19 protein-coding genes and 1 pseudogene are annotated in these 24,875 nt (G+C 39.5%); 4 read left to right on the top strand and 16 right to left on the bottom strand.

Annotation, left to right across the window (positions count from 1 at the left end; translation table 11 throughout):
- Positions 1-81 precede the first annotated feature (81 nt).
- A complete protein-coding gene (gene dnaE / locus H0W62_10680) occupies positions 82-3,726 on the top strand; it encodes a DNA polymerase III subunit alpha (GenBank protein MBA3648996.1) in 3,645 nt (1,214 codons plus the stop codon).
- The gene (locus H0W62_10675) at positions 3,723-4,544 is read left to right on the top strand and encodes a LexA family transcriptional regulator (protein ID MBA3648995.1); all 822 of its coding nucleotides are present in this window, start codon (positions 3,723-3,725) and stop codon (positions 4,542-4,544) included. Before dnaE ends, H0W62_10675 begins: the two co-directional genes overlap by 4 nt.
- A gap of 35 nt (positions 4,545-4,579) precedes the next feature.
- On the opposite strand, the gene H0W62_10670 is transcribed toward H0W62_10675, so the two are convergent.
- The 10 genes and pseudogenes from H0W62_10670 to gcvT form a co-directional block, all read right to left on the bottom strand.
- Positions 4,580-5,755 carry a WG repeat-containing protein gene (locus H0W62_10670; protein MBA3648994.1) on the bottom strand — a complete coding sequence of 392 codons (1,176 nt, stop codon included), beginning with the start codon at positions 5,753-5,755 and terminating at the stop codon, positions 4,580-4,582.
- 17 nt (positions 5,756-5,772) lie between these two features.
- Positions 5,773-7,701, bottom strand: a complete 1,929-nt coding sequence (locus H0W62_10665; protein MBA3648993.1) for a glycosyltransferase family 39 protein — start codon at positions 7,699-7,701, stop codon at positions 5,773-5,775.
- 218 nt (positions 7,702-7,919) lie between these two features.
- On the bottom strand, positions 7,920-8,996 hold the full coding sequence (gene nuoH, locus H0W62_10660; protein MBA3648992.1) for an NADH-quinone oxidoreductase subunit NuoH: 1,077 nt from the start codon (positions 8,994-8,996) through the stop codon (positions 7,920-7,922).
- Positions 8,989-9,422 (bottom strand): annotated as a pseudogene (locus tag H0W62_10655) (four helix bundle protein). Before H0W62_10655 ends, nuoH begins: the two are co-directional and overlap by 8 nt.
- Before the next feature lie 101 nt (positions 9,423-9,523).
- The gene (locus H0W62_10650; protein MBA3648991.1) at positions 9,524-10,639 is read right to left on the bottom strand and encodes an NADH-quinone oxidoreductase subunit D; all 1,116 of its coding nucleotides are present in this window, start codon (positions 10,637-10,639) and stop codon (positions 9,524-9,526) included.
- Between the two features lie 44 nt (positions 10,640-10,683).
- A complete protein-coding gene (locus H0W62_10645) occupies positions 10,684-11,139 on the bottom strand; it encodes an NADH-quinone oxidoreductase subunit C (protein ID MBA3648990.1) in 456 nt (151 codons plus the stop codon).
- 84 nt (positions 11,140-11,223) lie between these two features.
- Positions 11,224-11,766 (bottom strand): NADH-quinone oxidoreductase subunit NuoB, encoded by a 543-nt coding sequence (gene nuoB, locus H0W62_10640; protein ID MBA3648989.1) that lies wholly within the window; start codon positions 11,764-11,766, stop codon positions 11,224-11,226.
- Between the two features lie 95 nt (positions 11,767-11,861).
- Positions 11,862-12,212, bottom strand: a complete 351-nt coding sequence (locus H0W62_10635) for an NADH-quinone oxidoreductase subunit A (GenBank protein ID MBA3648988.1) — start codon at positions 12,210-12,212, stop codon at positions 11,862-11,864.
- Between the two features lie 176 nt (positions 12,213-12,388).
- On the bottom strand, positions 12,389-13,156 hold the full coding sequence (locus H0W62_10630) for a 2-phosphosulfolactate phosphatase (GenBank protein MBA3648987.1): 768 nt from the start codon (positions 13,154-13,156) through the stop codon (positions 12,389-12,391).
- 54 nt (positions 13,157-13,210) lie between these two features.
- Positions 13,211-14,296: a glycine cleavage system aminomethyltransferase GcvT gene (gcvT, locus tag H0W62_10625; GenBank protein MBA3648986.1), complete on the bottom strand. Its 1,086-nt coding sequence runs from the start codon at positions 14,294-14,296 to the stop codon at positions 13,211-13,213.
- Between the two features lie 168 nt (positions 14,297-14,464).
- Here gcvT and H0W62_10620 point away from each other — a divergent pair, with 168 nt between their 5' ends.
- Positions 14,465-15,394, top strand: coding sequence for a UDP-3-O-(3-hydroxymyristoyl)glucosamine N-acyltransferase (locus H0W62_10620; GenBank protein MBA3648985.1), 930 nt, complete (start codon positions 14,465-14,467; stop codon positions 15,392-15,394).
- 69 nt (positions 15,395-15,463) lie between these two features.
- Entirely contained in the window at positions 15,464-16,369 is a 906-nt protein-coding gene (locus H0W62_10615) for a DUF72 domain-containing protein (protein ID MBA3648984.1), read from the top strand.
- Here H0W62_10615 and H0W62_10610 read toward each other — a convergent pair.
- From H0W62_10610 to H0W62_10585, 6 genes are all read right to left on the bottom strand, one after another.
- Positions 16,366-17,499: a hypothetical protein gene (locus H0W62_10610; protein MBA3648983.1), complete on the bottom strand. Its 1,134-nt coding sequence runs from the start codon at positions 17,497-17,499 to the stop codon at positions 16,366-16,368. The two genes, H0W62_10615 and H0W62_10610, sit on opposite strands and share 4 nt — an antisense overlap.
- Positions 17,499-18,911, bottom strand: coding sequence for an MBOAT family protein (locus H0W62_10605; GenBank protein MBA3648982.1), 1,413 nt, complete (start codon positions 18,909-18,911; stop codon positions 17,499-17,501). The genes H0W62_10610 and H0W62_10605 overlap by 1 nt, the downstream gene beginning before the upstream one ends.
- 316 nt (positions 18,912-19,227) lie before the next feature.
- The gene (locus H0W62_10600) at positions 19,228-20,355 is read right to left on the bottom strand and encodes an undecaprenyl/decaprenyl-phosphate alpha-N-acetylglucosaminyl 1-phosphate transferase (protein ID MBA3648981.1); all 1,128 of its coding nucleotides are present in this window, start codon (positions 20,353-20,355) and stop codon (positions 19,228-19,230) included.
- 4 nt (positions 20,356-20,359) lie between these two features.
- Positions 20,360-22,807: a polysaccharide biosynthesis tyrosine autokinase gene (locus tag H0W62_10595; protein MBA3648980.1), complete on the bottom strand. Its 2,448-nt coding sequence runs from the start codon at positions 22,805-22,807 to the stop codon at positions 20,360-20,362.
- Between the two features lies 1 nt (position 22,808).
- Positions 22,809-23,546 (bottom strand): polysaccharide biosynthesis/export family protein, encoded by a 738-nt coding sequence (locus H0W62_10590; GenBank protein ID MBA3648979.1) that lies wholly within the window; start codon positions 23,544-23,546, stop codon positions 22,809-22,811.
- A gap of 108 nt (positions 23,547-23,654) precedes the next feature.
- Positions 23,655-24,842 (bottom strand): glycosyltransferase, encoded by a 1,188-nt coding sequence (locus H0W62_10585; protein ID MBA3648978.1) that lies wholly within the window; start codon positions 24,840-24,842, stop codon positions 23,655-23,657.
- Positions 24,843-24,875 lie beyond the last annotated feature (33 nt).

Genomic DNA, 24,875 nt, shown 5'->3' with positions numbered 1-24,875 from the left:
AATAATGATTAAATTGCAATCTGTAATAAAGATTGTAATGTAATCATCCGGCAAGACACTGTCGCAAGTACTAATCCTATCATGTTTTTCAACTGCCATACCTATTACAGCTTCAAGTTCGGAACCATGAGTCCTGAGGCTTTGCTAAAGGAGGCCGCTGCGAAAGGCGTGCAAAAGCTCGTGTTGACCGACATTAATAATACGTCCGCCATTATAGATTTCCATCGTCATGCGAAAAACTATCCTGTAACACCTGTAGCAGGCATTGACTTCAGAAATGGAATGCAGCAGCATTTTGTTGGCATTGCAAAAAACCATACTGGTTTTCATGAATTAAACCAGTTTCTTTCTAAGTGCCTGCAGGAAGCCGAACCCGGATTAACCGGCAGGGAAGCAATAATTCCCGCCCGTGCACCTGCGCTTGAGAATGCATTTGTAATCTATCCTTTTGCATCATTGCAAATAGCGCAGCCACGGCGTGATGGAGGAGATTTGTCCGCTTCACGCTTGCCCCTGAAAGAAAATGAATTTATAGGTATTAAACCGGGCGACCTTACCCGCCTTCCTTTTTCACCCTGGAAAAACCAACCTGATAGGTTGGTGATCCTCGCCCCTGTTACATTCAGGAATAAATCAGATTTTAATATTCACCGCCTTTTACGCGCTATCGATAACAATACATTACTGAGCAAGCTTCCGCTAAATGAACAGGCAGCACCGGATGAAATAATGGTTCCGGAAGAAGAGTTAAAAAAAATATTTTCTTCCTGGCCGGTGATCATCCGAAACACAGAGGAATTACTCCTGAAATGCGACGTGATTGATTTTCAGTTTGAGCAATATAAAAACAAAAAGTTTTTTACGGGAAGCGAAAAGAGTGATGAGGAATTATTACTTAATGAGTGTGAAGAGACCATGCAGTACCGCTATCCCAATGCTAATGAAAAGATCCGCGAGCGGTTTAAAAAAGAAATTGACCTGATTAAGGAAAAGCAGTTTACCTCTTACTTTTTAATCAACTGGGATATTGTAAAGCACGCGCGCTTACGGAATTTTTTTTATGTGGGAAGAGGCAGTGGCGCCAATTCAATAGTTGCCTATTTACTTAAAATAACGGATGTAGATCCTATTGACCTTGATCTTTATTTCGAGCGGTTTATTAACCCATCACGCATTAACCCTCCGGATTTTGATATAGATTTTTCCTGGAAAGACCGTGATGAGATTATTAAATACATCTTCAAAAAATACGGGGAAAACCATACGGCGCTTTTAGGAACCTACAGTACCTTTCAGGCCAATGCTGTAGTGCGTGAATTGGGAAAGGTATTTGGCTTGCCAAAAGCACAGATTGATGGCCTTCTTGATCCGCAAGAGTTTCCTGAAACCGACGATGACATCATCAGGCTCATCTATCAATACAGCCGGGGCATCCATGATTTTCCCAACCACCTCAGCATTCATGCAGGGGGCATTTTGATTTCAGATAAACCGATCACCTATTATACTGCATTAAGCAATCCACCTAAAGGATTTCCCCTCGCTCAGTTCAGCATGCTGGAGGCGGAAGACGTGGGCTTTGCAAAGTTTGATATTCTCAGTCAGCGTGGCTTGGGTCATATAAAGGAAGCAGTAGAGATCATTAAAAAAAACAGGAATGAAGAAATTGATATCCACGATGTAAAACGGTTTAAAGAAGATAAGAAAGTGGAGTGGCACCTTACCAATGCAAAACTGATCGGCTGCTTTTACGTAGAATCTCCGGCTATGCGGGGATTGCTTGCAAAGCTATGTGCAAAGACTTACCTGGATCTTGTAGCCGCAAGCTCTATCATACGGCCCGGTGTGGCCCGCAGCGGTATGATGCGCGAATATATCCGCCGCTTTCATGATCCGCTTCACGGCCAGAAAGAATCTATCCCCGAGCTTTGGAAAATAATGCCGGACACTTTTGGAGTAATGGTGTACCAGGAAGATGTGATTAAAGTAGCCCACTATTTTGCAAAGCTTACTCTGGGCGAGGCGGATATGCTGCGAAGGGGAATGAGTGGAAAATACCGGGGCCGTGCGGAGTTTCAAAAGATCAGGCAGACGTTTTTCACAAACTGTAAGAAGGAAAACTATCCTGACGCATTAACGAATGAAGTATGGCGCGAAATTGAAAGCTTTGGAGGCTATGCCTTTGCTAAAGGGCATTCCGCGTCTTTTGCTGTGGAAAGCTACCAAAGCATGTTTCTGAAAGCCTATTATCCCATCGAATTTATGGTAGGTGTGATTAACAACTTTGGCGGATTTTACCGTACAGAATATTACGTTCACGAGGCGCGCATGTCAGGTGCCGCCATTCATGCACCCGACATTAATAAAAGTGACTGCGTTACAACGGTGTATGGTAAAGATATTTTTTTAGGATTTACACATATGGCAGAGCTGGAAGAAAAAACAGTGGAAGCCATTTTGAAAGAACGAAAAACGTATGGAGGCTTTAAAGATTTAGTTGATTTCATGAACCGTGTTTCTATTGCAGCAGAGCAGCTTCGGCTCCTTATCAGGGTTGGTGCATTTAGCTTTACAGGAAGAACAAAAAAACAATTACTGTGGGATATTTATACAGTAATAGGAAGTAAAAAGAGATCTACAGCACGAAAGGAATTATTTGATAATGGATATAAGAATTTTTTATTGCCTGAATTATATAATGATCCTTTTGAAGATGCAAGGGATGAAATAGAAATCCTTGGTTTTCCTCTCTGCCCGCCATTCACACTTATAAAACAGCCCCTGCAAAGTGAATTGGTGGCTGCCAGGTTGAAAATCAATCATGGAAGGGCAGTAGAAATAATGGGGTACTATGTTACTTATAAGCCCACAACCACCATTAAGGGTGAAGTAATGATGTTCGGTACCTTCCTTGATAAAGACGGGTTCTTCTTCGACACTACTCATTTTCCCGATATCACAAAAAGATTTCCCTTTCGGGGAAAGGGTTGTTATTGGATAAAAGGAAAGGTGGTGGAAGACTTTGGATTTTACAGCATCGATGTAGTCGAAATGCAAAAGCTCGATTATGTGATGTATGAAAATGATGCAGAGTCGATTGCACGTTCAAAGCCCGATCCAATAGCCATGCCGGTAGTAGTTCCCTCTTCCAAACAATATGAATACCTGCTGGTAATTGCCCCGCCTCCGCACATCAGGCAGGAGATTGAATCCCTGAAGAAAAGATTTCACCGTCAGTTTGATCATTACCAGGCCATTGCTTCCAAACCCGATATTATACTTTGTAACTTTCTTCAGAGTGAAACCATGGAACCCGAAATGGTTCGTGCCATTGCGAAAGTGAGCGAAAGATGCGAGCCCTTTCATTTAAAGCTGGATGGCTTCGACCATTTTAAACCTCATACAATCTTCAATAAAATTGTTAACCCGGAAGAAGTTTCAGAGGTCAGCAAAAAGTTAAAACAGGAACTGAAGCTTGCGGTAAAAAATCACTTCCATCCGCACCTTGCCATTGCAAAAGGGTTGGATAAGGAAAAATTCAGCCGTGCCACTTCAGAATTTTATTTAATCGACTACACGGCGCACTTCCTGGTTAACAGCATAGTATTGCTGCGGCGTGAGTCCGGGCTTTCAAAGTGTGATATGGTACGTGAATTTAAATTTGCTTCTCGTGCCCCGGGTCCAACTTTTCACCAGGTAATTAACATTCAAAAACAGTTGACATGATCTTCAGCAATAATATCAGGCTTCTTCGCACAAGACGAAGCAAAACCCAGGATATGGTAGCACGCGAATTAAACATGAGCCGCTCTACATTAAACAGCTATGAAAACGGAAGCGTAAAAAATCCCACACTCCAGGCACTCGTAGGCTTTTCAAAATATTTTAAGGTCTCCGTGGATACCCTCATAAAGATGGACCTCAGCAAGCTGTCCGGCTTTCAATTATCAGAATTGGAAAAGGGGCATGATGTGTATATAACAGGCAGCAAGCTGCGGGTGCTTGCCACTACTGTAGATAGCGGGAACAAAGAAAATATTGAAGCGGTGCCGTTAAAAGCAAAAGCAGGTTATAAGAATGGATATGCCGATCCCGACTTTATTAAAAAACTTTCGACTTTCCAATTGCCCATTCTTTTCGATGATCGTAAATACCGCATGTTCCAGATTGATGGAGATTCTATGCTGCCCATTCCTGACAAGAGCTGGGTGATCGGTGAATACATTGAAAACTGGAACGACATTAAAAATGGCGATGCTTGTATTTTATTAACTCAGGATGAAGGAATTGTTTTCAAAATAGCTCATAACCTCATTAGCCGAAAGAAAAAATTAGAGCTTCATTCACTTAATACAGCTTACCAACCGTATGAAATTGATATCAATGACGTAAAAGAAGTATGGAAATTTTGCAACTACATCAGTAGTGAAATTCCGGAACAACTAAGAGGTAAGGACGAATTGCTGGCATTGGTAGAGAAGATGGAAACTGAGTTGATGGTGATCAAGAACAGGTTAAAAGAAGAGGTGAGTTTAAGCATATAAAAAGACTGCTTAGTATTTCATTTTAGAATGAGAAATTACTTTTCTTTAAAAAATTCCTTTCCGGTTTTATCTATATATCCCCATTTGCCATTGAGCTTAACAAGTGCATATCCGTTATTAAAATCCTGGGCGTCTTCATATTTCCGCTCGATTATTTCATTTCCTGATTGATTCACATATCCCCACACTTCGTTCCCTTTAACCCGTGCAAGCCCATTGCTAAAATCTTTTACTTCCTGGTAGTGAATATCGAGCATCAATTTTTCTCCTTCGGCATTAACAAATTTCCAGCTGCTGTCTTTCACTAAAGCGAACCCTTCATGAAAATCATCAGCGATATTAAATTCGGGGGCAATTATTTCATGTCCTTTTTTATCAATGTAACCAAGCAAACCATTTTTCTGCACTAAGGCAAATCCTTCCCTGAAAGGATTTGCATTTTCATATTGAATTGGAATTTCCACATCGCCTTTTGTATTTATGAAACCGACTTTTCCATCTTTCATTACAGGTGCCAGCCCTTCTGAAAAAATATTTGCGCTTTTATATTGGAACGGGATTACTGCATTATTTGATTTATCTATAAACCCTACCAGTGAATCTTTTTTCACCAGCGCCAAACCATCATGAAAAGATGCTGCGCCTTCATATTGAACCGGTATAACAATAAAGCCTTTCTGATTCACAAACCCAAACAGGTTGCCTGATTGAACTACTGCCATATTTTCGGAAAATGGAAGCACATTATCGAATTGTGGCTTTACCACAATATCACCTTTGTCATTAATAAATCCATACTGATTTGCGGCTTTTACCTGCGCCAGTCCATTTGAAAATTCGCCTATAGCATCATAGTCATTCTTCGTAAGCACATGGGCGCGGGTATCAATCACTTTCCACTTTTCAGCCAAGGAAACCACTGCAACATTATTATGGAAATTGCTTATGTAATCATACTTAAAGGGCATTTTTAAATCTCCATCATCATCAATAAATGAAAAATGATTGTCCGATTCTATAACAGCATAGCCTTCACTGAATGGATTCGCTTGCTGATACCGTGTGGGAAGTATTACGTTCCCCTTCGTATCGGAAAATCCCCACAGATCTTTAAAGCGGTAGGGAATGAATTTCATGTCCTGCGAAAAGCAGTACTGGGCTATCAGCAGGAAATAAAAAAAAGTAAGTACTGATTTATTTTTATACATCATTCGAATTTACTAAGAGCTCAGTTCACTTTTTCTATTAAACCATAAATAACTGGATTTCCTTCCTGTAGTTGTACGTTCATAAAATCAATATCAAACGGTTCTTTATTCTTATTCCACAAATACGTTTTTATGAATGTGTGTTTCATATCAACATCCACATCTCTGAGACTGATGCTGTAAAAAGCTGTTCCTGATGATTCCGAAGAATCCATAAAAAGGGACAGAGACTTTTCCTGCCAGAAAAAAGTAGAATCACCATTTGAAAAGCTAAAAACGAGAGAGGTTTGATTTGGCCAATTAAGATTTTTTACATGCACTGAAACAGTGACCACATTGTAATGGCTGTTCGCAATATCTTTTAGTGGTGCATAAAATGCAGGGCTGAATTCTTGTGTGGCATCCATAGAAAAATGTGCTGAATCGTTTAAGCTACCTGCTGGCGGAATTGCTGATATCCAATATTTATCAGGTTGTTTAAAATTTAGTGTATCATTAAAAATTACATCATTGAATACTTTTACACCTTCCTTAATTTTTGAGAAGCAGAAAAAGTTATAAGTGAATCCCGTTTCCCTGCTAATCATAAATGGAAATCGTTGCCTGATAAGTGCGAGGTAATCATTCGGAATATTTCCTGCAATAATGAATTTGCGATCGAGTGATTTCAGGTAATTTTTAAATTGAATATATGATTGAATATTTAAATCCTGCCAGTAGGAAGCCTTAATATTTGATTGGTATTTATTCAAATAATAACCAAAATATTTTGAAGGCTCATTGATCAAAACCGTTTCGTTTCCATTTAATTCCTGATTTATGTGAATGCAGTTTTTTGCAATCTGTTCTATTGGCTGATGATAAAAAATAGTATAATGTTTTCGCTGAAAGATCAGTGCATAGCTGCAGGTAATCATTACCCCTGCAACCAGTAAAAAATTTACGCTGAGGTTAAAGGGTTTTAAAAAAGAGAACAGGAAAAATAAGAGAAAGGGAAAGGAAAAAATAAGCACAGAATACTGCAGTACCGGGTTCCTGTAAACGGAATAGAAATACCCGGTAAGCATGGGCAAGAAGAACCATAGTATGCAAATAATTCTAAATTTATTTTTTGAAGCAATATTATTATCCGGATAAAAAAAACCAAGTGCGATCAGCAGTAATACGATGCCTTTTGTCCACCATGAAAATTGAAATACATAATTCAGGTACCTGAAAAAAAAATAATAATCGGGCCTGGAAAGCCAACCTCCCACACCCCCAATTTTAAATTGATTTAAAGTGATGATAAGATGAGGAAGAAATAAAATTACAACAACAAGGTTTGCAAAAATGTACAGCCAGCGCTTTTGTACATCAACAAAAAATAATCCAGTAACACCAATAATGAATGCAAACAACAAGCTGAAATAATGGTTGTAGCAACATAAAGATGCAAACAGAATATAAGCGGTAAGCTGAAATCTCTTTGTCATTTTGCCTGTATTAAACAAATAATTAGTCCAGCACCAAACTGCCATCAGTGAGAAAAAAAGTCCGCTTATATAGGGCCTTGCAATCTGGCTGTATTCCACTGCATATTGTATAGTAGCAATAAAAGCTGCACACAATAAACCTACGGTTTCATTAAACCAGAATTTTCCTATCAGGAATACCAGCCAGATGCATAATATCCCCATCATTAGAAAGGGAAGCTTAAACGATATCTCGCTGTCACCAAATAGCATTCGCCAATAGTTAAGAAATACCTGTATACCCGCCGGGTGCCCATCTCCCATTACACCTTGTTCTATCAGGTCTTTAAAATTGCTAAACCCTGTGCGTGCCCATGCGCTTACTTCATCATATGTGAATGGAATAAAAGGTAACCGATAAAAACGCAAAGCGGTGCCTGTGGCAACGATCAGCAGCAACAGCCAATTAATATTTTTCAGACTTGTTATTTTCAATTTAATAAGATTGGTGAAATAAAATCAGAAAAAATATAATGATTGCACAGATGAATGAACCAGCAACATTAGCTCTGATATTTATTGCTGATAAATAGTCATGTCACAAATTTGTCTTTTAAATATTTGATTGTAAAACATTTGTCACATGAATTTTACGAAGGTTCAAACACTTTTAATCGCAGTTACATTTATAGTAAGTGTTTTTTCTTCTTTGCTTAAAAGTACCAGCCCATAATTGCAATAAGGGCAACCAGTAACAGGTTGAACATACTGATAGGCAGCAGATATTTCCATTCCAGGTTTAATAGCTGATCAATCCGAAGGCGGGGAAATGTCCAGCGAAACCACATGATAAGAAAAATTAAAAAAAATGTCTTACCAAGAAACCAGATAGAAGAGGGCAGATAGTCCATTACATGGTTGAAGCTATTCCATTTACCTATATGAAAGGGCATCCAGCCGCCTAAGAACAAGGTAGCACCAAGGGCACATACTATGAAGATGTTTACGTATTCTGCAAGAAAAAAAAGAGCAAATTTCATCCCTGAATATTCGGTGTGAAAGCCGGCAGTCAATTCTGATTCAGCTTCCGCAAGGTCAAAGGGAGCACGGTTTGTCTCAGCCGTTACTGCTATTAAAAATATTACAAAAGAGATAATCACAGGAATATGACCCTTGAAAATCCACCATCCGTCTTGTTGTGATGCAATGATATCAGAGATCCTCAGGCTTCCCGATAATATGACAATCGAAATAACGGAAAGACCTGCTGATAATTCATAACTCACTATTTGGGCTCCGCTTCGCATGGCACCTAGTAATGAATATTTATTGTTGCTTGCCCATCCAGCCATTAAAATTCCAATTACAGAAAGGGATGAAACGGCAGTAACATACAGCACACCAATATTGATATCCCAGATCTGGAATCCGCTCGCAAAAGCGATAGGAATTATTATGAGCATAGCAATAATGATAACAATAAAGGGCGCAAGGTTGAAAAGAAATTTATCAGCTCCATTGGGCGTAAGTCCCTCTTTAACCATTAGCTTCAGCGTATCGGCAAGTGTTTGGAACATGCCTTTAGGACCTACCCGATTGGGACCTAAGCGCACCTGCATGTATGCCGATACCTTGCGTTCCATCATGATCAATACCAGCCCGAGAATGACAAACAAACTGATCACTGATATTCCTACAATAACAAATTCAAACAATAAAGCCCACGCTGAGTTGAATGTGCTGTTCAGCCATGAATAGATTGTATTTGTTATTCCCTGAAGGCTAAACATTTTTTATTGCGGATTGCGGAGTTTGAATTGTGGATTTAATCAGCTGCTTTCCGGTTACTGGTTGTATATTGTTCTTCATTTTTGCTGTTTTTCCCGAAGCAGTAAAAATAGCAGTCAGTTCGTTTGATTCATTAAGTAAATTCATTACTTTCTCTCTCTGCATTAATCCCGATTCAATAATTAATTCCAGCCAGTAACCACATTCATCGGCTTCTTCTTCAACAAATGTAATTTTTGATATAAAGTCGCATTAGATCGTGCACGGCATGCCGCTCTATAATTCGCTCCTACAGAAGTTGCGCATTTGAGCATCTGGTATCCAATTACATCACAATCTTTTCCATGAGGTAAGCTTCTGTATAATTTAATCATTTTTAAAGCAAAATTTTTAGTCCTTTGCTTAAGTTCTTCTGACTTTTCTTTCATTTCAAATATTAAATTATAGTTAACCCTCCATAGTTTATATAAAAAATTTACTCCCCGATCATTTATTGTTATTCGCACTCTACAATCACCAATTCGAAATGCTATCTGTCAATATCCGGTATTACCAAATCGAGGCTTCCCATGATTGCGACGAGGTCGCCGATTTTATGCCCTTTTGCCATATGGTTCAGAGCAGATAAATTAGAAAATCCTGGTGAGCGGAATTTGATTCTGTATGGTGTAGTTCCGCCTTCACTTATAATATATACTCCAAATTCTCCCCGCGCAGTTTCTACCCTCGAATAGAATTCTCCTTTGGGAAGCTTTAATACAGCCTTTGTTTTTGCCTGTATTTCACCTTCGGGAATGTTATCAATAAGTTCTTCAATAATATGAAGTGACTGCCGCATTTCTTTCATGCGCACTGCATAGCGGGCAAGGCAGTCACCACCATCTTCTGTCACTTCTTCAAACTGCAGCTGACCGTATATTTCATAAGGATACAATTTTCTGATGTCGCAATTCACGCCGCTTGCTCTTGCAGTGGGGCCTGTGCAGCCGTAAGAGATAGCATCTTTTTTTGAAATAATACCAATGTCTTTCATCCGGTTAATAAAAATTACATTGCCTGTAAGCAATTCATCGTATTCATCAATTTTGCTTTTGAAGAAAGAAATAAATTCCTTTACCCGAAGCTGAAAATTAGGATGCAGATCGAACATTACTCCCCCCGGCACCATATAATTCATGGTAAGTCGCGCTCCGCAGGTTTCTTCCATAATATCGTTGATCATTTCGCGTTCGCGGAATGCATGGAAGAAAGGGGTTAATGCTCCTATATCCATTGCCATTGCACCCCACCACAGCTGGTGAGAAGCAAGTCGCGTTAGCTCGTCCATCAATACCCGGATCACCTGCGCACGTTTCGGCACTTCTATCTGTAGTCCTTTTTCAACACATAAAGCACAGCCGTGGTTATTAATGTGTGAAGAAAGGTAATCCATACGACTGGTAACATAAATGAACTGGCGGTAGCTGAGTGACTCACACATCTTTTCAATAGAGCGGTGAATGTAGCCCAGATGAGGTTCTACATTTTTAATGGTTTCACCATTGAGCGTCACCACCAGATGCAGTACGCCATGTGTGGAAGGATGCTGTGGTCCAATGTTTATGATCAGATCCCCTTGCTCCGTGGTTGCTATTTCTTCAAGCATTTTTTAAACTTCCGTTTACATAATAGTACCAATCAGGATCACTATCATAATTTAATTAGATTGATAGGATCTTCAAAATCTTTCCGGAGAGGAAACCCTGCCCAGTCATCCGTTAAGAATAACCTTCTTAGATCGGGATGGTGGATAAAATTCACACCAAATAAATCAAAAACTTCACGCTCATGGAATTCTGCAGTACGCCAGAGGTGTGCCACGCTTTCTATTTCTGGGTTATTACGATCCAGCTTTGCTTTGACAACCATTGAATGCCTGAAGGTGGTTGAGGTAATGTGATACACCATAGTAAGATGCGTTTTCCAATCCACACAGGTTAAGCAGAACAGGTAATCAAATTGAAGCTTGGGATTTTCAAATATTTGTTTGGCAAATGGTTGCCAAACATCCGAATCAATAATTACACTTAACCATTCTCCATTTTCTTCAAATGTTGCAGATGAAAAGCTTTCTGCAATAATTACTTTAAGATCATCAATCTTCATTTCTGTCAGCTATTTTATAGAATCTAAAAGCTGTTTAAGCACAATTCTTTTTTTAAACACGAAGAAACAAAACACCCTTAGAAATTATACCCTGATCTCATTTTTGATTTGTTCCCGTGTAGCGCCACTTTTAATTTTTTCCTGAAGCGTGATTAAGGCATGCAATAGTGCCTCCGGCCTGGGTGGACAACCGGCTATATAGACATCGACAGGTATCACATGGTCGGCCCCTTTTACAACGGAGTAGGTGTTATAGAAAAAAGGACCTCCACTGGTTGCGCAGGCGCCCATCGCAATCACGTATTTAGGATCTGCCATCTGATCGTATAACCTTTTCAGGACGGGAGCCATCTTGTTTACTATAGTTCCTGCAATAATTATTACATCTGCCTGACGAGGAGTAGCGCGGGCTACTTCAAAACCAAAACGTGACCAGTCGTACTTTGCAGAGGCTGTTGACATCATCTCTATTGCGCAGCAACTGGTACCAAATACTAAAGGCCATAACGAATTAGATCGTGCCCAGTTAATCACATCATCGATAGTACTGGTTAGAATGCCGCCACCAGGAGTTTGATGCACCTTCCCCGGAAAGGAATCTGCAGACGGTTTTTCTATATTAGACAACTTTCAAATAAATTTTAATTTGGAAACAGGCCTATTCTTTTAACGCTGAATAGAAATTTACAACAATTCACCGGCATTTGGAGAACGAGCAATCATTACAACCATTTTAATGCACCCTTTTTATGCGCATATAAAAAACCCATGAAAAGAATAAACAGGAATATAACAAGTTCTGCCAAAGCAGGTAAACCGGTTTGTTTCACTACCACTGCCCATGGATATAGAAAAATCAACTCCACATCAAAAATCAAAAAAATTAAAGCAAAGAGGTAATACCCAACGTTGAACTGAACCCAACTCGGACCTTGCGTAGTTACTCCACATTCATACGTTTCACCTTTTTGAGGATTCTTTGTTGGCTTCAGGATAAGCCTGGAAAATAATATTCCCCCAGCAGAAAAAAATATGGCCGCCAAAGTAAGTACGATCAGAGAAGCAGGTCCCATAAGTACAAATGTGAAACAAATATAACCTCAATTGAGTAAGCTTAAAAACAATATTACTAAGCTGCCATATAGCCTCGGAGTAAGTTTAATTTAAAGAGAGGTAAAAAATAATCCTGTGGTAAGCGGATCATTCAGATTTAATCCCGCTGTATAGTAATAATTCAAGATGATCTTAATTATCGGGTATGATTCAGGGAAAAAAATTCTCCTTCAAGGTCTGTATGCACATCTGCTTTCACTAAAGCACCATCTTTTAATACCGGTACTACGCTGGTAAGATCTGGGCGCAAACAATATTTAATATCGTTAACCACACCCAGATGTGCCAGGCGCCGGTAATGCGATGATTGCTTCATGAAGTGCAGCATATTTTTTCTTGAATTAAGGTATAATTTTTCAGCTGCAAAAGCGGAATCAGAATCTACCAGGAAAAATTCTTTTATGTGATGAATAACTGCTCCTGCAAACACAGTATCCTCCAGGTTAAACTTATTTCTCCAGCCGGAGCAAACCAGCAGCGTCTCTTTACCTTCACTTATAATCCACCGTGTTAATGCAGTAAAGTTTAAGAAGCCACCAATCACTACCTGGTGGGCGTGCTTCGTCATATCAATTGCACGCGTTCCATTTGTAGTAGTAAGAACAAGAGTTTTGCCTTTCACTATTCCATTCATAAACTCGAAGGGTGAATTACCGAAATCAAATCCCTCAATTTTTCTTCCGTTTCGTTCCCCGGCAAGTATATATCCCGCCCGCCCTTTGTAAGAAAGACATTCTTCTATGGTATCTACTGGAATAACTTTATCCGCACCCTGGTCAATTGCTACACACATGGTAGTAGTAGCTCGTAAAACATCTATTACTACCACTACTTTTCCATCTACAGGATAGAGTGGTAATAAACCAGGAGAAAGACAAACTTCGAGTGTTGATTTATCGGGCATAGCTTTTAACAGAATTTTATGAAACGGAAAAGCTGATTACCGGAACTGTGTGCATCAGGCATTTTTAAGGAAAGGAATTTTCACCACTTTTGCCTCTAAATCTTTACCTCTTACCGCAATAAAAATGGTATTGCCCGGCTTTGCATTGTCCGCTGAAACATATCCCAGCCCAATTGCTTTTTGTAAAGTGGGAGATTGGGTGCCGCTGGTTACTTCGCCAGTTTTATTTCCAGTACTATCAGTTATTTCATAGCCATGGCGTGCAATACCTTTATCAACCATTTCAAAACCCACTAATTTACGGGATACGCCATTTGTTTTTTGCCTTTCTAAGATTTCTTTCGAGATAAAATCCTTCGAAAACTTCGTGATCCAGCCGAGACCTGCTTCCAGAGGTGAAGTGGTATCGTCTATGTCATTTCCGTAAAGGCAAAATCCCATTTCTAATCGTAATGTATCCCGGGCACCAAGCCCACAAGGCATTAAGGAATATTCTTTTCCTGCGTCCAGAATTTTTCGCCACAAGTGTTCGGCATCTGTATTTTCAAAATAGATTTCGAAACCTCCTGCTCCGGTATAACCTGTATTAGACATCAATACATTTTTTACTCCACCAAAAACCCCGCGCTCAAAGGAATAATAAGGGATTGAAGAAAGGTCGACATCCGTGAGCTTTTGCAGAATTTTAACAGCATTAGGACCCTGAACTGCAAGTAGACCTGCACGGTCGCTGATGTTTCTAAGATCTACGTCAAGGTTATTATTTCGTACAACCCAGTTCCAGTCCTTTTCAATGTTCGATCCGTTTACTACCATCATGTAAGAATTTTCCTGCAGGTGATAAACCAGCAAATCATCTACAATACCTCCCTGCTCATTGGGCATGCAGGAATATTGAACATTACCCACCTGGAGTTTTGATGCATCGTTTGAAGTAACTTTCTGTATTAGTTCAAGCGCACGCGGACCACGCAAAACAAATTCACCCATATGGGAAACGTCAAAAATACCGGCATTATTCCGTACGCATTGATGCTCATTGTTAATTCCTGAATATGAAATAGGCATATTATAACCGGCAAATTCCGCCATTTTTGCTCCAAGCTGTATATGGATTTCTGTTAAAGGAGTGGTCTTCATATCAGGATAAAAATTTAAATCGCACAAAGATAGATTTTAGAGGATGATATTCGGAAACAGGAGGAACGGTTTATATTCCTATTTTATAAAAAGTCCACTACAGTATTTGGCCTACATAAATGATTAAGATTACTTCTGGCTACCTTCGCAGCAGGAATATTTGTACCCATGAATCTTAACCCGCCCGTTACACTTTCAGTTGTTAATTCGCTTATTAAGGCACAATTAATCGGGGATGAAAATTATCTTCTGAAAGGTATTAACGAAATCCACATGGTGCGGCAAGGTGACCTCACCTTTGTAGATCATCCGAAATATTACGATAAGGCGCTTAAATCGGATGCATCAGTAATCCTGATTAATAAGGAAGTAAACCCACCTTTAGGCAAACACCTTCTTATTTCCAGCGATCCGTTCAGGGATTATAATTTTCTGGTGATGAATTACCGTCCCTTTGAGAATGCCACAAAAAGCATCTCAGATTTGGCCGTCATAGGTGAGGGAACCATCATTCAGCCCGGGGCATTTATTGGAAATTATGTTACAATAGGAAAGAATTGCCTGGTCCACTCTAACGTAAGTATATATGACCATTGTGAAATAGGCGATGATTGTGTTATTCATTCGGGTACTGTGATTGGGGCAGACGCTTTTTATTTTAAAAGATATCCGGATCTGGGTTATATAAAAATGTATTCCTGTGGAAATGTAGCCATACACAATAGGGTGGAAATAGGCGCTTGCTGCACAATAGACAGGGGCGTGTCGGGAACTACAGAAATTGGCAACGGAACCAAACTGGATAACCATGTGCATATCGGGCATGATACCGTGGTGGGTAAGAATTGTCTGTTTGCAGCCTTTGTAGGTGTGGCAGGTGTAGCGAAGATTGAAGATAATGTGATCTTGTGGGGGCAGGTGGGCGTAAATAAAGATTTAGTAATCGGCAAAGGTGCAGTGGTGCTTGCGCAATCAGGTGTTTCGCAGTCGTTGGAAGGGGGTAAAACATACTTTGGATATCCTGCACAGGAAGCTCGTGAAGCATGGCGACAAGTCGCCTACGTAAAAAAGCTAAAGGAAATTTTTGAAAAGAAATAGTGAACCATTTTATAGATATTATTGATTGGTTGGGCTGAAATAACTGAGTTACGAAACTATTAACAGCTAATGGAAACACCTGCCATTTTAACTCTTACAGAACGCCGGCAAAAACGCGAGGAACGCAGGGAAAAGCAGCGGTTGCAGAATATTCTACGTGCAGAAAAGATGCATCAGGCAAGACTTAAATTCGAATCACAAAAAAAACGATCTGTTTTAAAAAGCCATATTCCGGCTAATTCTGTTCAGCAATATTATATTGGATGTTCCGGTTGGTTTTACTGGCACTGGCGGGATATTTTTTATCCCTCCACCCTGGAGAACAATAAATGGTTTGAATATTATGCCAGTCACTTTAAGACAGTGGAGCTAAATGCTCCGTTTTATTCATGGCCAACCTTGGGCACTGTTAACTCCTGGGTTAGGCAGGTAGGTCGCCGAAAATTTATTTACACGGTAAAGGTCAATGAACTAATTACGCATACCAGACGCTTTAGCCAAACAGGGGAGCATGTGAAGGACTTTGGATTAATTGCAGATTTATTAAAGTCTAAAATGGGATGTTTTTTATTCCAGTTGCCACCCAGTTATCACTATACTCCTGCACGATTAAAAGCGATTGTTAGCCAGTTAGACACTGAAAGAAAAAGCGTCGTCGAATTCCGGCACGCCAGTTGGTGGAATCAAAAGGTATACACTGCCTTCCGGAAAGCCGGAATCATATTTTGTTGCTGCAGTGCACCAAGGTTGCCCGATGAGTTAATTAAAACAGCGGATGATGTTTATATACGATTTCATGGTATTAAAAAATGGTATCGGCATGATTATACTCAGCAGGAGCTCGCTGAATGGGTGCAGCGTATTGTAGCAAGTAAAGCTATGCGGGTCTGGGTTTATTTTAATAATGACAGGGATGGTTACGCAATAAAGAATGCAAAAGAATTAACCCGCCAGCTAAAAAGGCGTAATGGCTAAGGATGGTAGAGAGCATAGAGCTTCTGTATCAGGTCATGGCCGATATCGGCATAATTAGCTTCTCCATCGAGAAATAGGATCACTTGCCTCTTTTCAATTTCTTGTTTCAGGTTCATGTGGCCTACTGCGGCCTCCCTTCCATTGATGCTGCTTTCGGGCCAGGCTTGCCAACCGTAATACCAATAGCTGAAGTTTGGTCCATAAACTTCGTACGGAAAATAATTACCTAATATCCGCCAGTAATAACTGTCACCGATTACTAAAACATCCGGCTTTATTCCCTGGGTAGTATCTGTTATAGTCCAGGGATACCAAAGGGATTCAGTATTTACGTGATAGGAAAGATTTAATATAGAAACTAAATCATCGTCACCCTGTAATGGTTTTTTCGACCAGAAGCCATGCGAAATGTCATATGAGATAACCGGTAAATGTGATTTCATTTTCAAAAATCGGGTCATTGAATCAGCGGCTAACATGGCGCCATATACGCTCCAGTGTGTTCCCCCTGTAGCATACAACGGATAAGGTGAGTGTTTTTTTATGGAAAGAAAATAGCTGTTAAAGTCAATATAATTTATATTATTCTTATTCAATAAAGGAATCAGCAGATTGTAGTTTGATTTCCTGATGTTGGAAGAATCAAATCCCTTTGGGATATTTTCTGGCATGAAGTGCGCTTTTCCTGGCGCAACTACTACCATTACCAATTTATTTTCGCGGGCAAGTGTATCCTGCAGGAATTTCAGTTTTTCGATAATAGAAAAAAGAGCATGCTGATTGGTGGTATCTATTCCATAATATTTTTCGATATATGTTTTCTCAAATAACTGTGCGTGCTTACCCTTCACAACATCATTCGCATGAATAATGTCAAAGAAGGAATAATCAAGTTGATTTCTGATACGCACTAAGGTAGGGTGATAGCCCATATAAATTTCCGCATATTGATTCATGCTGTCCTGGAAAGAGCCATTACTCCATGTGTGCAAGGATAAGGCTGGCTTTAGTGGTTTAACATACGCTCCGTTTAGCTGCTTTATAACCGGCCAATGAAAAATGGTTTGCGTCATTGGTATTGCAATAATGCTGATCCATAAAAAAAGCGATATAAATTTTTTTACTTTCATTAAAAACGGAAATATATAAATGGATTAAAGCTTCCGGATGAAATTTCTGCAAGGCACCAAAACATTAACAATATGGAACTTAATATTTTTGGAATTAACCATCGCTCGGGATTAAACCATTTTATCTGGTTTTGTTCTATAGCATTAACCACTCCGAAGAATGAAAAAAAAATGGCTATTAGCAGAAAGAAAATAAATTTATAATCAAGGTCAGGAGATGCCATTGTCAGGTTAAATGAAAACATGCAGTGATAAAAGTTAAATGCCTGTGCTAAGCTGGTTGAGCGGAAAAGTATCCATCCCAGCACTACAATTAAGAAGGTTAAAGCGATGCGGAATATTTTGCTTACAGGCTTCAGAAGATTAACCAGGAATAGCCGGTCTAATACTATAAAGAGACCATGATAGATTCCCCAAACCACAAACGTCCATTCTGCACCGTGCCAAAATCCGGAAATCAGAAATACAACCCACAGGTTGAAATACATTCTGGATATAGAAACGCGATTGCCCCCCAGAGGAATATAAAGGTAGTTGCGCATCCAGTTTCCCAGAGTAATATGCCACCTCCGCCAGAATTCAGTAATGCTCTGTGAAATGTAGGGATTGTTAAAATTTTCAGGAAAGTTGAAGCCAAGGAATTTTCCAATCCCTATAGCCATATCTGAATAGCCGGAGAAATCAAAGTACAATTGAAATGTATAAGCTATAGCACCCATCCAGGATGAATAAAAATTAAGTTGCCCAGCGGGCTGCCCGAACACCTGGTCCGCAACTACAGCCAACTGGTTGGCTATAAGAACTTTTTTAGCCAGGCCAATAGTAAAACGAAGAGCACCTTGTATTTTGTAGTTTAAATTAAGCTGGTGTCGCCGTTCCACGATATCATCGGCAAGGATATGATAGGTAACAATGGGGCCGGCGATCAAATGTGAAAACATGAAAATAAAAAGCATATAGTCGCTGAACTTTGTGAGAGGTTTATGCACTCCTCTGTAAATGTCAATAGTATAGCTCATTTCCTGGAAGGTGAAAAACGATATGCCTATCGGAAGTGCAATGCGTGCCCAGCTAACTGCATTAAATCCTAAGGCTTGAAGTGTGTCATTGAAGTTTTCGACAAAAAAGTTCGCGTATTTAAAATAGAGCAGTGAACCCACGTTAATTGAAAGAGAAAAGATGAGAAGCCACTTTTTCTTGTTGCCTCGTGATTCAAAGATTTTGTTACCGAGGAAGAAATCTGCTATAAGGATGATAAGAACAATGAAAATGAATTTCGGTGCACCCCAGGCATAAAAGGCAACGCTTGCAATAAGCGCTGTATAATTTTTCAAGTGAACCGGAGTGATAAAATACGCTAGCAGAAATACAGGGAAAAAATAAAACAGGAAAATACTGCTGCTAAATACCATTGCTACCGGTTAATTATTTACGGTTTATTATGAGCCTCAATATTTCAATAAATTAAAAATTCTAAAAGTAAAACCGGGATAAAGTTCAATATGAATTATATCAATAACTCTGGTGCATGCTTCCTGACTTTTTGTGTATAAATATTCTTATCAAAAATTAAAGATCATGAAAAAAGAAATATTACAGCCTTTGCTTGAGCAACTACTCCGAATATGCAAAAACAAAATCAAGGAATCCGGGCTCTGTGAAAAACTCACTGTCGGAATAATGGTCAGGAGCAGTTCGAAAAGCCTCCGTTCAGAGACTTCTCTTTAACTAATTATCCGTTTCTGTCCTGTGCGATTTATTTATTTGCTTTCGCTTTCCGCGATTATAAAAATACTGCACTATAAAAAACAGCAGGAAAAAATAACTATAAAATAGAATGATGGTTGTTTCATTCAACTGTTCTTTTACATATACAATAACCGAAGTAATGAGTGCAGATAAAAATGAAATTCCTCCCAATAAAAAAATAACCTGTTGATCTGAAAGCCCCGCATAGGCGAAGTGATGGGAGATGTGATCTTTACCACCTATAAAGGGCGACTGACCCCTTGCAATTCTGCGGATAACTACAGTGCCCGTATCAATAAAAGGAATTGTAAATGCTATAAGCGGAATTAAAAATTGTCTAAACTGGATTATGCTTCCAGCGGGATCGTGAAATTTCCACAGGATCCGTATTGACATTGATGAAATAAAAGCACCAAGAAACTGACTTCCTGTATCGCCCATATAAATACGTGCAGGATTCCAGTTATAAAAAAGAAATCCTGTAATACTTCCTGCCACGCCAATAAGCAGTATTGAGTACACAGAAAACAAATCTTTTTCAATCAGCAACACAAGAAAACATGCAAAAAGAATAAATAGAGAAACTATTCCGCTGATTCCATCCATATTATCGAGCATATTAATGGAGTTCATAATACCTGCTACCCACATAAGTGTGATAAGAACATCTATCAGGTATATCCCTGTTGCGTGAATATAGGTGCCGGTTGCAACAAGTGAAATACCACAGGTTACCTGCCCTAAAAATTTTAATAATGGATTGGTATTGTATGCATCATCAGCCAGCCCGATTAGGAAACCGATAGAGGCTGAAAAAATTAATCCAAGCAGATGCTCATTGATAGGATCTTTTGTCCGGAGATTGAAAATGGCAGTCATGGAAACAGCTACAAGAAATAATATATAGAAGGAAAATCCTCCAATGGATGGCTTTACACTGCTTGACCAGCGCATATGCCGTTGGTGCTGAATCTGGCGATTACCAAGGGTCCGCGTAAAGCGGATTAATAAGCCATTGATTAATAAAGAAAATATAACTGACAGCAAAAAAAAGCATACATAAGCAATATAGAGAAAAATTGTATCGGGATTAAGATTTAAACTCACCTTATTAGAAAAATGATTTTACAAAGCCCAGCATTCTTTTAAAAAATCCTCTTTGAGAAACCATTTCATCCGTATAATAATTACTGCCGTATTGATGGTAAGCATTGCCGCTGCCATAGCCATATCCGTAACCATAGCCGTAACCATAGTTGTAGCTGTAGATGGAAGCACCCTCTCCCATATCGTTGAGTACTACTGAAAGCTTGGTGATGTGATAATCATTAACGAGATGGTTGATATTATTCAGGAAATTGCGGCTGGAGTAATCTGCCCGAACAATATAGATTGGAAAGTCTGCCTTTTTTATAAGTTCAAGTGCATCGGTAACTATGCCAATAGGTGGTGTATCAACCACAATTACATCGTATCTTTTTTTCAGATTGCTTAGCAGCTCTTCCGTTTCTTTAGATAAAATAAATTCAGCAGGGCTCGGTGGCAGCGGGCCGGAGGTGATCATATCCAGATTCTCCCATTCTGAATGCCTGATGCATTCGTCGAGCTGATGCTTGCCAATTAAAAGGGTACTGATGCCTTTCTGATTATCTATGCCAAATGCTTTATGAATTTGCGGCTTCCTCAAATCGAAATCGAGCAACACCACCTTTTTACCTCCTACTGCAAGAATGCCCGCCATATTTACGGCAATAAAAGTTTTTCCTTCACCCGAAACAGTGCTGGTAACCGTCATGAGCTGTGAATTCCTGGAAGGAGATATGTAATCCAGGTTTGTGCGCATAGACCGGAAGCATTCAGAGATAATTGACTTCGGGCTTTTGTTCACCACCAGCTGTGAAATATCCATCAGCTGGCGATATTTAGGAATTACACCCAGTAAGCCAGCGTCTGAGTATTTCATTATTTCCGCAACTGATAATACTTTATTGTGTAGTAGATAACGGGTGATAATAAGTATAAAACAGGAGAGGAGCCCTGTAACAATTCCAAGTAATTTTATAAGCTTGGTATTTGGAGAAACCGGCACGGTAGGCACATCTGCCCGGCGAAGAATGGTATAATCGGATACAAAACCTGCTTTTGTAATACTGAAAGCAGATTTTTTATCAAGAAGAAGAAGGTAATATTTTTCTTTAAGATCGCTCAATCTGCTAAGCCGCAAAAATTCTGCTTGTATGGCCGGTACATTTGAAAACTGCCCAAGATTTTTATGAACTTCCTGTTGCAGCATATTGCTTTTATCGTGCAGCTTATCTTCCATGTTCAGAATGCTCTCCAGGATATTATGCTTCATATCGGCTATTTGATCGTCAAGGTTGATCATCTCCGGATTATTAGGAGAAAGCCTGAGCAGCATTTCCTGATGCTTCGATTGTAAATCGTCAAGATTCTTAATATAATCATTCAAAGAAGTGTACTGGGGATCAATTATTCCGTATAACAGCTTAGTAGAGTCCTGATAGCGTAAAAAATATTTGCGGTAATATTCAAGAGTGCTGTATTGCAGATCCTGTTCATTTAACTGCAGTTTCAAATCTTTTAGAGTAGTGTTCAGATCTTCTTCCATGCCTCCGATCGCAATACCATTGGCAAGCTTAAAGGCAGTCATCTGGTCCTCATAATTCCTGAGATCATTGCTGATGGAGTCTACCTGGGCTTCAATAAAGTTAAGGATGAGTGTTGCGCTTTCTGTTTTTTTCTCCTTGTCGTACCTGATAAATTCTTCGCATACCGCATTTACAATATCCGTCGCCTTCTGCGGCTTACGATTGCGCATCAGGATGCCGATCGTAGGGTCATTGGGTGCCACCTGTAAGGCGGAGCGAATCTGAGAATAGAGGGAGCTTCTGGTATTGATGACAAAAAAATAACTGGCATATAATGAAGCCTTATTTTCAGTTTCAAAAATGGAGTTATTTAAAAGAGCGGTAAAAGTAAAGGCGGGTAAAGAGTATTTTTTTCCGAATTCACCTTTTTTCACTTCTTCCCTGCTGTTCCACAGGTAACTGATTTGAAATTGTTTATCAGAAATAAATTTGAAATTAATGGATTGATTATACAGGGAGCCATCTTTTACTTCCGCAACAATTCGGAATGGACTGCTTTTATAAAGTTCCTCGTCTAATATATTACCGGCTACATAATAACTGACTTGTAATTGTAAAGAATCGATTACGCGGTCTATGATCATGTTCGACTTCATGATCTGAATATCTTTTTCAATATCGATGTTTGAATTCTTCCCCTGAAACAAATTATTGTTGTTTTCAATGTTGAGCGCCTGTGCAGTATTTATTGGCTTCACAATCAAAGCAGCGCTTACCTCATAAGTGGGTGGTGTGTAACGCAAATAAATAAAAGCTGCAAAGGTAGTAAGCAAGAGGATCAGCAGGCACCACCAAAAGCTCTTGCGTATCATTATAAACAGCAGTGCCGGGTTAAAGTCTTCACCAAGCAGGCGTTGCAGAGGGCTTAATATGGTTGGCTTTTCACTCATCTTATTTGGTAAGAGTAATTATAGAATAAGTGATCAGGATTAAAGAAGAAATCAAGGTAAGCACGGGTGTTATCTGAACTAAAACATCATTAGGAGTAAGCAGGGTTTGAATATAGATTACATCATTTGCTTCCACGTTAAGATTTGCCTTCATCATACCTTCCACCGTGGAAAGATCGATATCAAATACTTTAGGGTCTTTCAGATCTCCCCTTAAAATGCGAATGTGATCTGCTCTTCCCCCTGGAGGAATACCTCCGGCTTTTGCAAGTATTTCCAGCAAGTTCATATTTTCTTTATCAAGGGTTATTTCTGCTGCTCCCAGCCTTCCACGGTAAACATATACCCTTCTGTTTGTTACTTCAATGCGCACAAATGGATTTACGAAATAGTAGCTGTATTTTTTCTGCAGTAAATTTTCTGCGTCACCTATAGTATTTCCTGAAAGAAAAACGGAATCAAGAAGAGGTAATAATGCAAATCCATCTTCTTTTACTATGTAATTTAAAGAAGAAAAGGAAGTATTCTCTTTCCCCAGCACATCAATCAGCTCATAACCATTATTCGAAAATACACCAATAGAAAGAAGGTCTCCCGATCTGATCACGTATTCTTTAGCCACTTTCATCGAGTCAGATAGCTTAAAATCCCTATCCGCTTTAAATAACCTGTCGGGATAAAAAATCTTACAGGAAGAAAATAAGATTATTATCACAAGTGCGCAATGAATTCTTTTCAATCAATTCTATTTATTGTCAAACAAAAGTTCAATAATCCCCCCCCAACGTATATCGCATGCAACGAGCATAGGTCAATTGGATTAGTAAAAGTAAGGAAACAAAAAAATTCAGGATGCAGTAAGTAGTTGGGAATAGATCTGACTCATATCTTTAACCAGCCGGTAAGAATTGAAACGCTCCATAATGCCGTCTTTATATTGTGCCATATTATTTCGCAATGCATCATCATCAACAAGGCGCAGAAGGTGTTTTGAAAATACTCTTTCGCTTGTTCGTGGAGCAATAAGGGCATTTAGTCCGGGGTGAACAATATCTGTAATACCGCCTACCCGTGTAGCAACAATAGGCTTACCCGCTGCAAGCCCTTCAATAATGCTCATTGGTGTTCCTTCATTTAAGGACGTAAGCGCAACAACGTCCGATCCGGCATACACGTTATCGATATCCCTTATCCACGAGGTGAATGTAACGGTAGCTTTCCTGGGGGCTGATTCAAAATCGGTGAAATCCAGTTCAAGTGATTGAGCCAGGGCCTCCAGATTTTTTCTTTCCTCTCCGTCACCTACTATAAAGGCTCGAATTTTTTTTCTTGATCGTGCAGCCACACTTTGTATAGATCTTAGAAACAGCCCGTGATTTTTTACAGGCACTAAGCGACCGACTATTACAATTGCTATTTCATCATCATCCACCAAATATTTGCTTCGAAACAATTTTCTTTTTTCGCCGCTCATGTCAGAAAACCTGGAAAGGTCAAAACCAAGAGGAACAACCTCAATCTTTTCATGAGAGCAAATTTTATAGATCTTGCTCAATTCCCTGCGCTGGCGCTCACTTATAGAAATAATACAGGAGCTCTTCTCCGCCAGAAAACGTTCAATGCCAATAAACATCCTGGTTTGCCAGCCGGGAAAATAAGAATGAAATACATGCCCATGAAATGTATGCACAATTACAGGAACCTTACACGCTGCAGCAGCAAGACGGCCTAATGTTCCGGCTTTAGCTGCATGTGTATGAACGATGTCAGGCTTAAACTCCTTTATAAGCTGCTTAATTTTAAAATATGCTTTTCGGTCCCTTAATGGATCAATAGCGCGATACATTTCCGGAATATAAACCGGCTTTAATCCCATATTATGGAGCAAAAAATCAGAGCTTTCTTCTGTTTCATCTATCATGCCGGTTACGAGAAGAGTTTCATACTCCGGTGCAAGATATTTTGAGAGAATCGCTGCATTAAGGGAAATGCCCCCCATGTTTAATCGATTCAATATCTGCATTACACGCGGCATGTTATTCTTTTATCGCGAAAGTGCATAGAATTC

The organism is Chitinophagales bacterium, from assembly GCA_013816805.1.
Taxonomy (GTDB): Bacteria; Bacteroidota; Bacteroidia; order Chitinophagales; family UBA10324; genus MGR-bin340.
The sequence above is the reverse complement of the archived record's forward strand: the minus strand, read 5'-3'. Positions and strand labels throughout refer to the sequence as shown.

Excerpts from the sequence above, each read along its gene's own strand:
- H0W62_10650 (MBA3648991.1), bottom strand. The coding sequence starts at position 10,639 with ATGCTTGAAGAAATAGCAACCACGGAGCAAGGGGATCTGATCATAAAC.
- H0W62_10635 (MBA3648988.1), bottom strand. The coding sequence starts at position 12,212 with ATGGGACCTGCTTCTCTGATCGTACTTACTTTGGCGGCCATATTTTTT.
- H0W62_10610 (MBA3648983.1), bottom strand. The coding sequence starts at position 17,499 with ATGAAAGTAAAAAAATTTATATCGCTTTTTTTATGGATCAGCATTATT.
- H0W62_10620 (MBA3648985.1), top strand. The coding sequence starts at position 14,465 with ATGAATCTTAACCCGCCCGTTACACTTTCAGTTGTTAATTCGCTTATT.
- H0W62_10605 (MBA3648982.1), bottom strand. The coding sequence starts at position 18,911 with ATGGTATTTAGCAGCAGTATTTTCCTGTTTTATTTTTTCCCTGTATTT.
- H0W62_10675 (MBA3648995.1), top strand. The coding sequence starts at position 3,723 with ATGATCTTCAGCAATAATATCAGGCTTCTTCGCACAAGACGAAGCAAA.
- H0W62_10670 (MBA3648994.1), bottom strand. The coding sequence starts at position 5,755 with ATGATGTATAAAAATAAATCAGTACTTACTTTTTTTTATTTCCTGCTG.
- H0W62_10615 (MBA3648984.1), top strand. The coding sequence starts at position 15,464 with ATGGAAACACCTGCCATTTTAACTCTTACAGAACGCCGGCAAAAACGC.
- gcvT (MBA3648986.1), bottom strand. The coding sequence starts at position 14,296 with ATGAAGACCACTCCTTTAACAGAAATCCATATACAGCTTGGAGCAAAA.
- H0W62_10585 (MBA3648978.1), bottom strand. The coding sequence starts at position 24,842 with ATGCCGCGTGTAATGCAGATATTGAATCGATTAAACATGGGGGGCATT.
- H0W62_10595 (MBA3648980.1), bottom strand. The coding sequence starts at position 22,807 with ATGAGTGAAAAGCCAACCATATTAAGCCCTCTGCAACGCCTGCTTGGT.
- H0W62_10645 (MBA3648990.1), bottom strand. The coding sequence starts at position 11,139 with ATGAAGATTGATGATCTTAAAGTAATTATTGCAGAAAGCTTTTCATCT.
- H0W62_10630 (MBA3648987.1), bottom strand. The coding sequence starts at position 13,156 with ATGCCCGATAAATCAACACTCGAAGTTTGTCTTTCTCCTGGTTTATTA.
- dnaE (MBA3648996.1), top strand. The coding sequence starts at position 82 with ATGTTTTTCAACTGCCATACCTATTACAGCTTCAAGTTCGGAACCATG.
- nuoH (MBA3648992.1), bottom strand. The coding sequence starts at position 8,996 with ATGTTTAGCCTTCAGGGAATAACAAATACAATCTATTCATGGCTGAAC.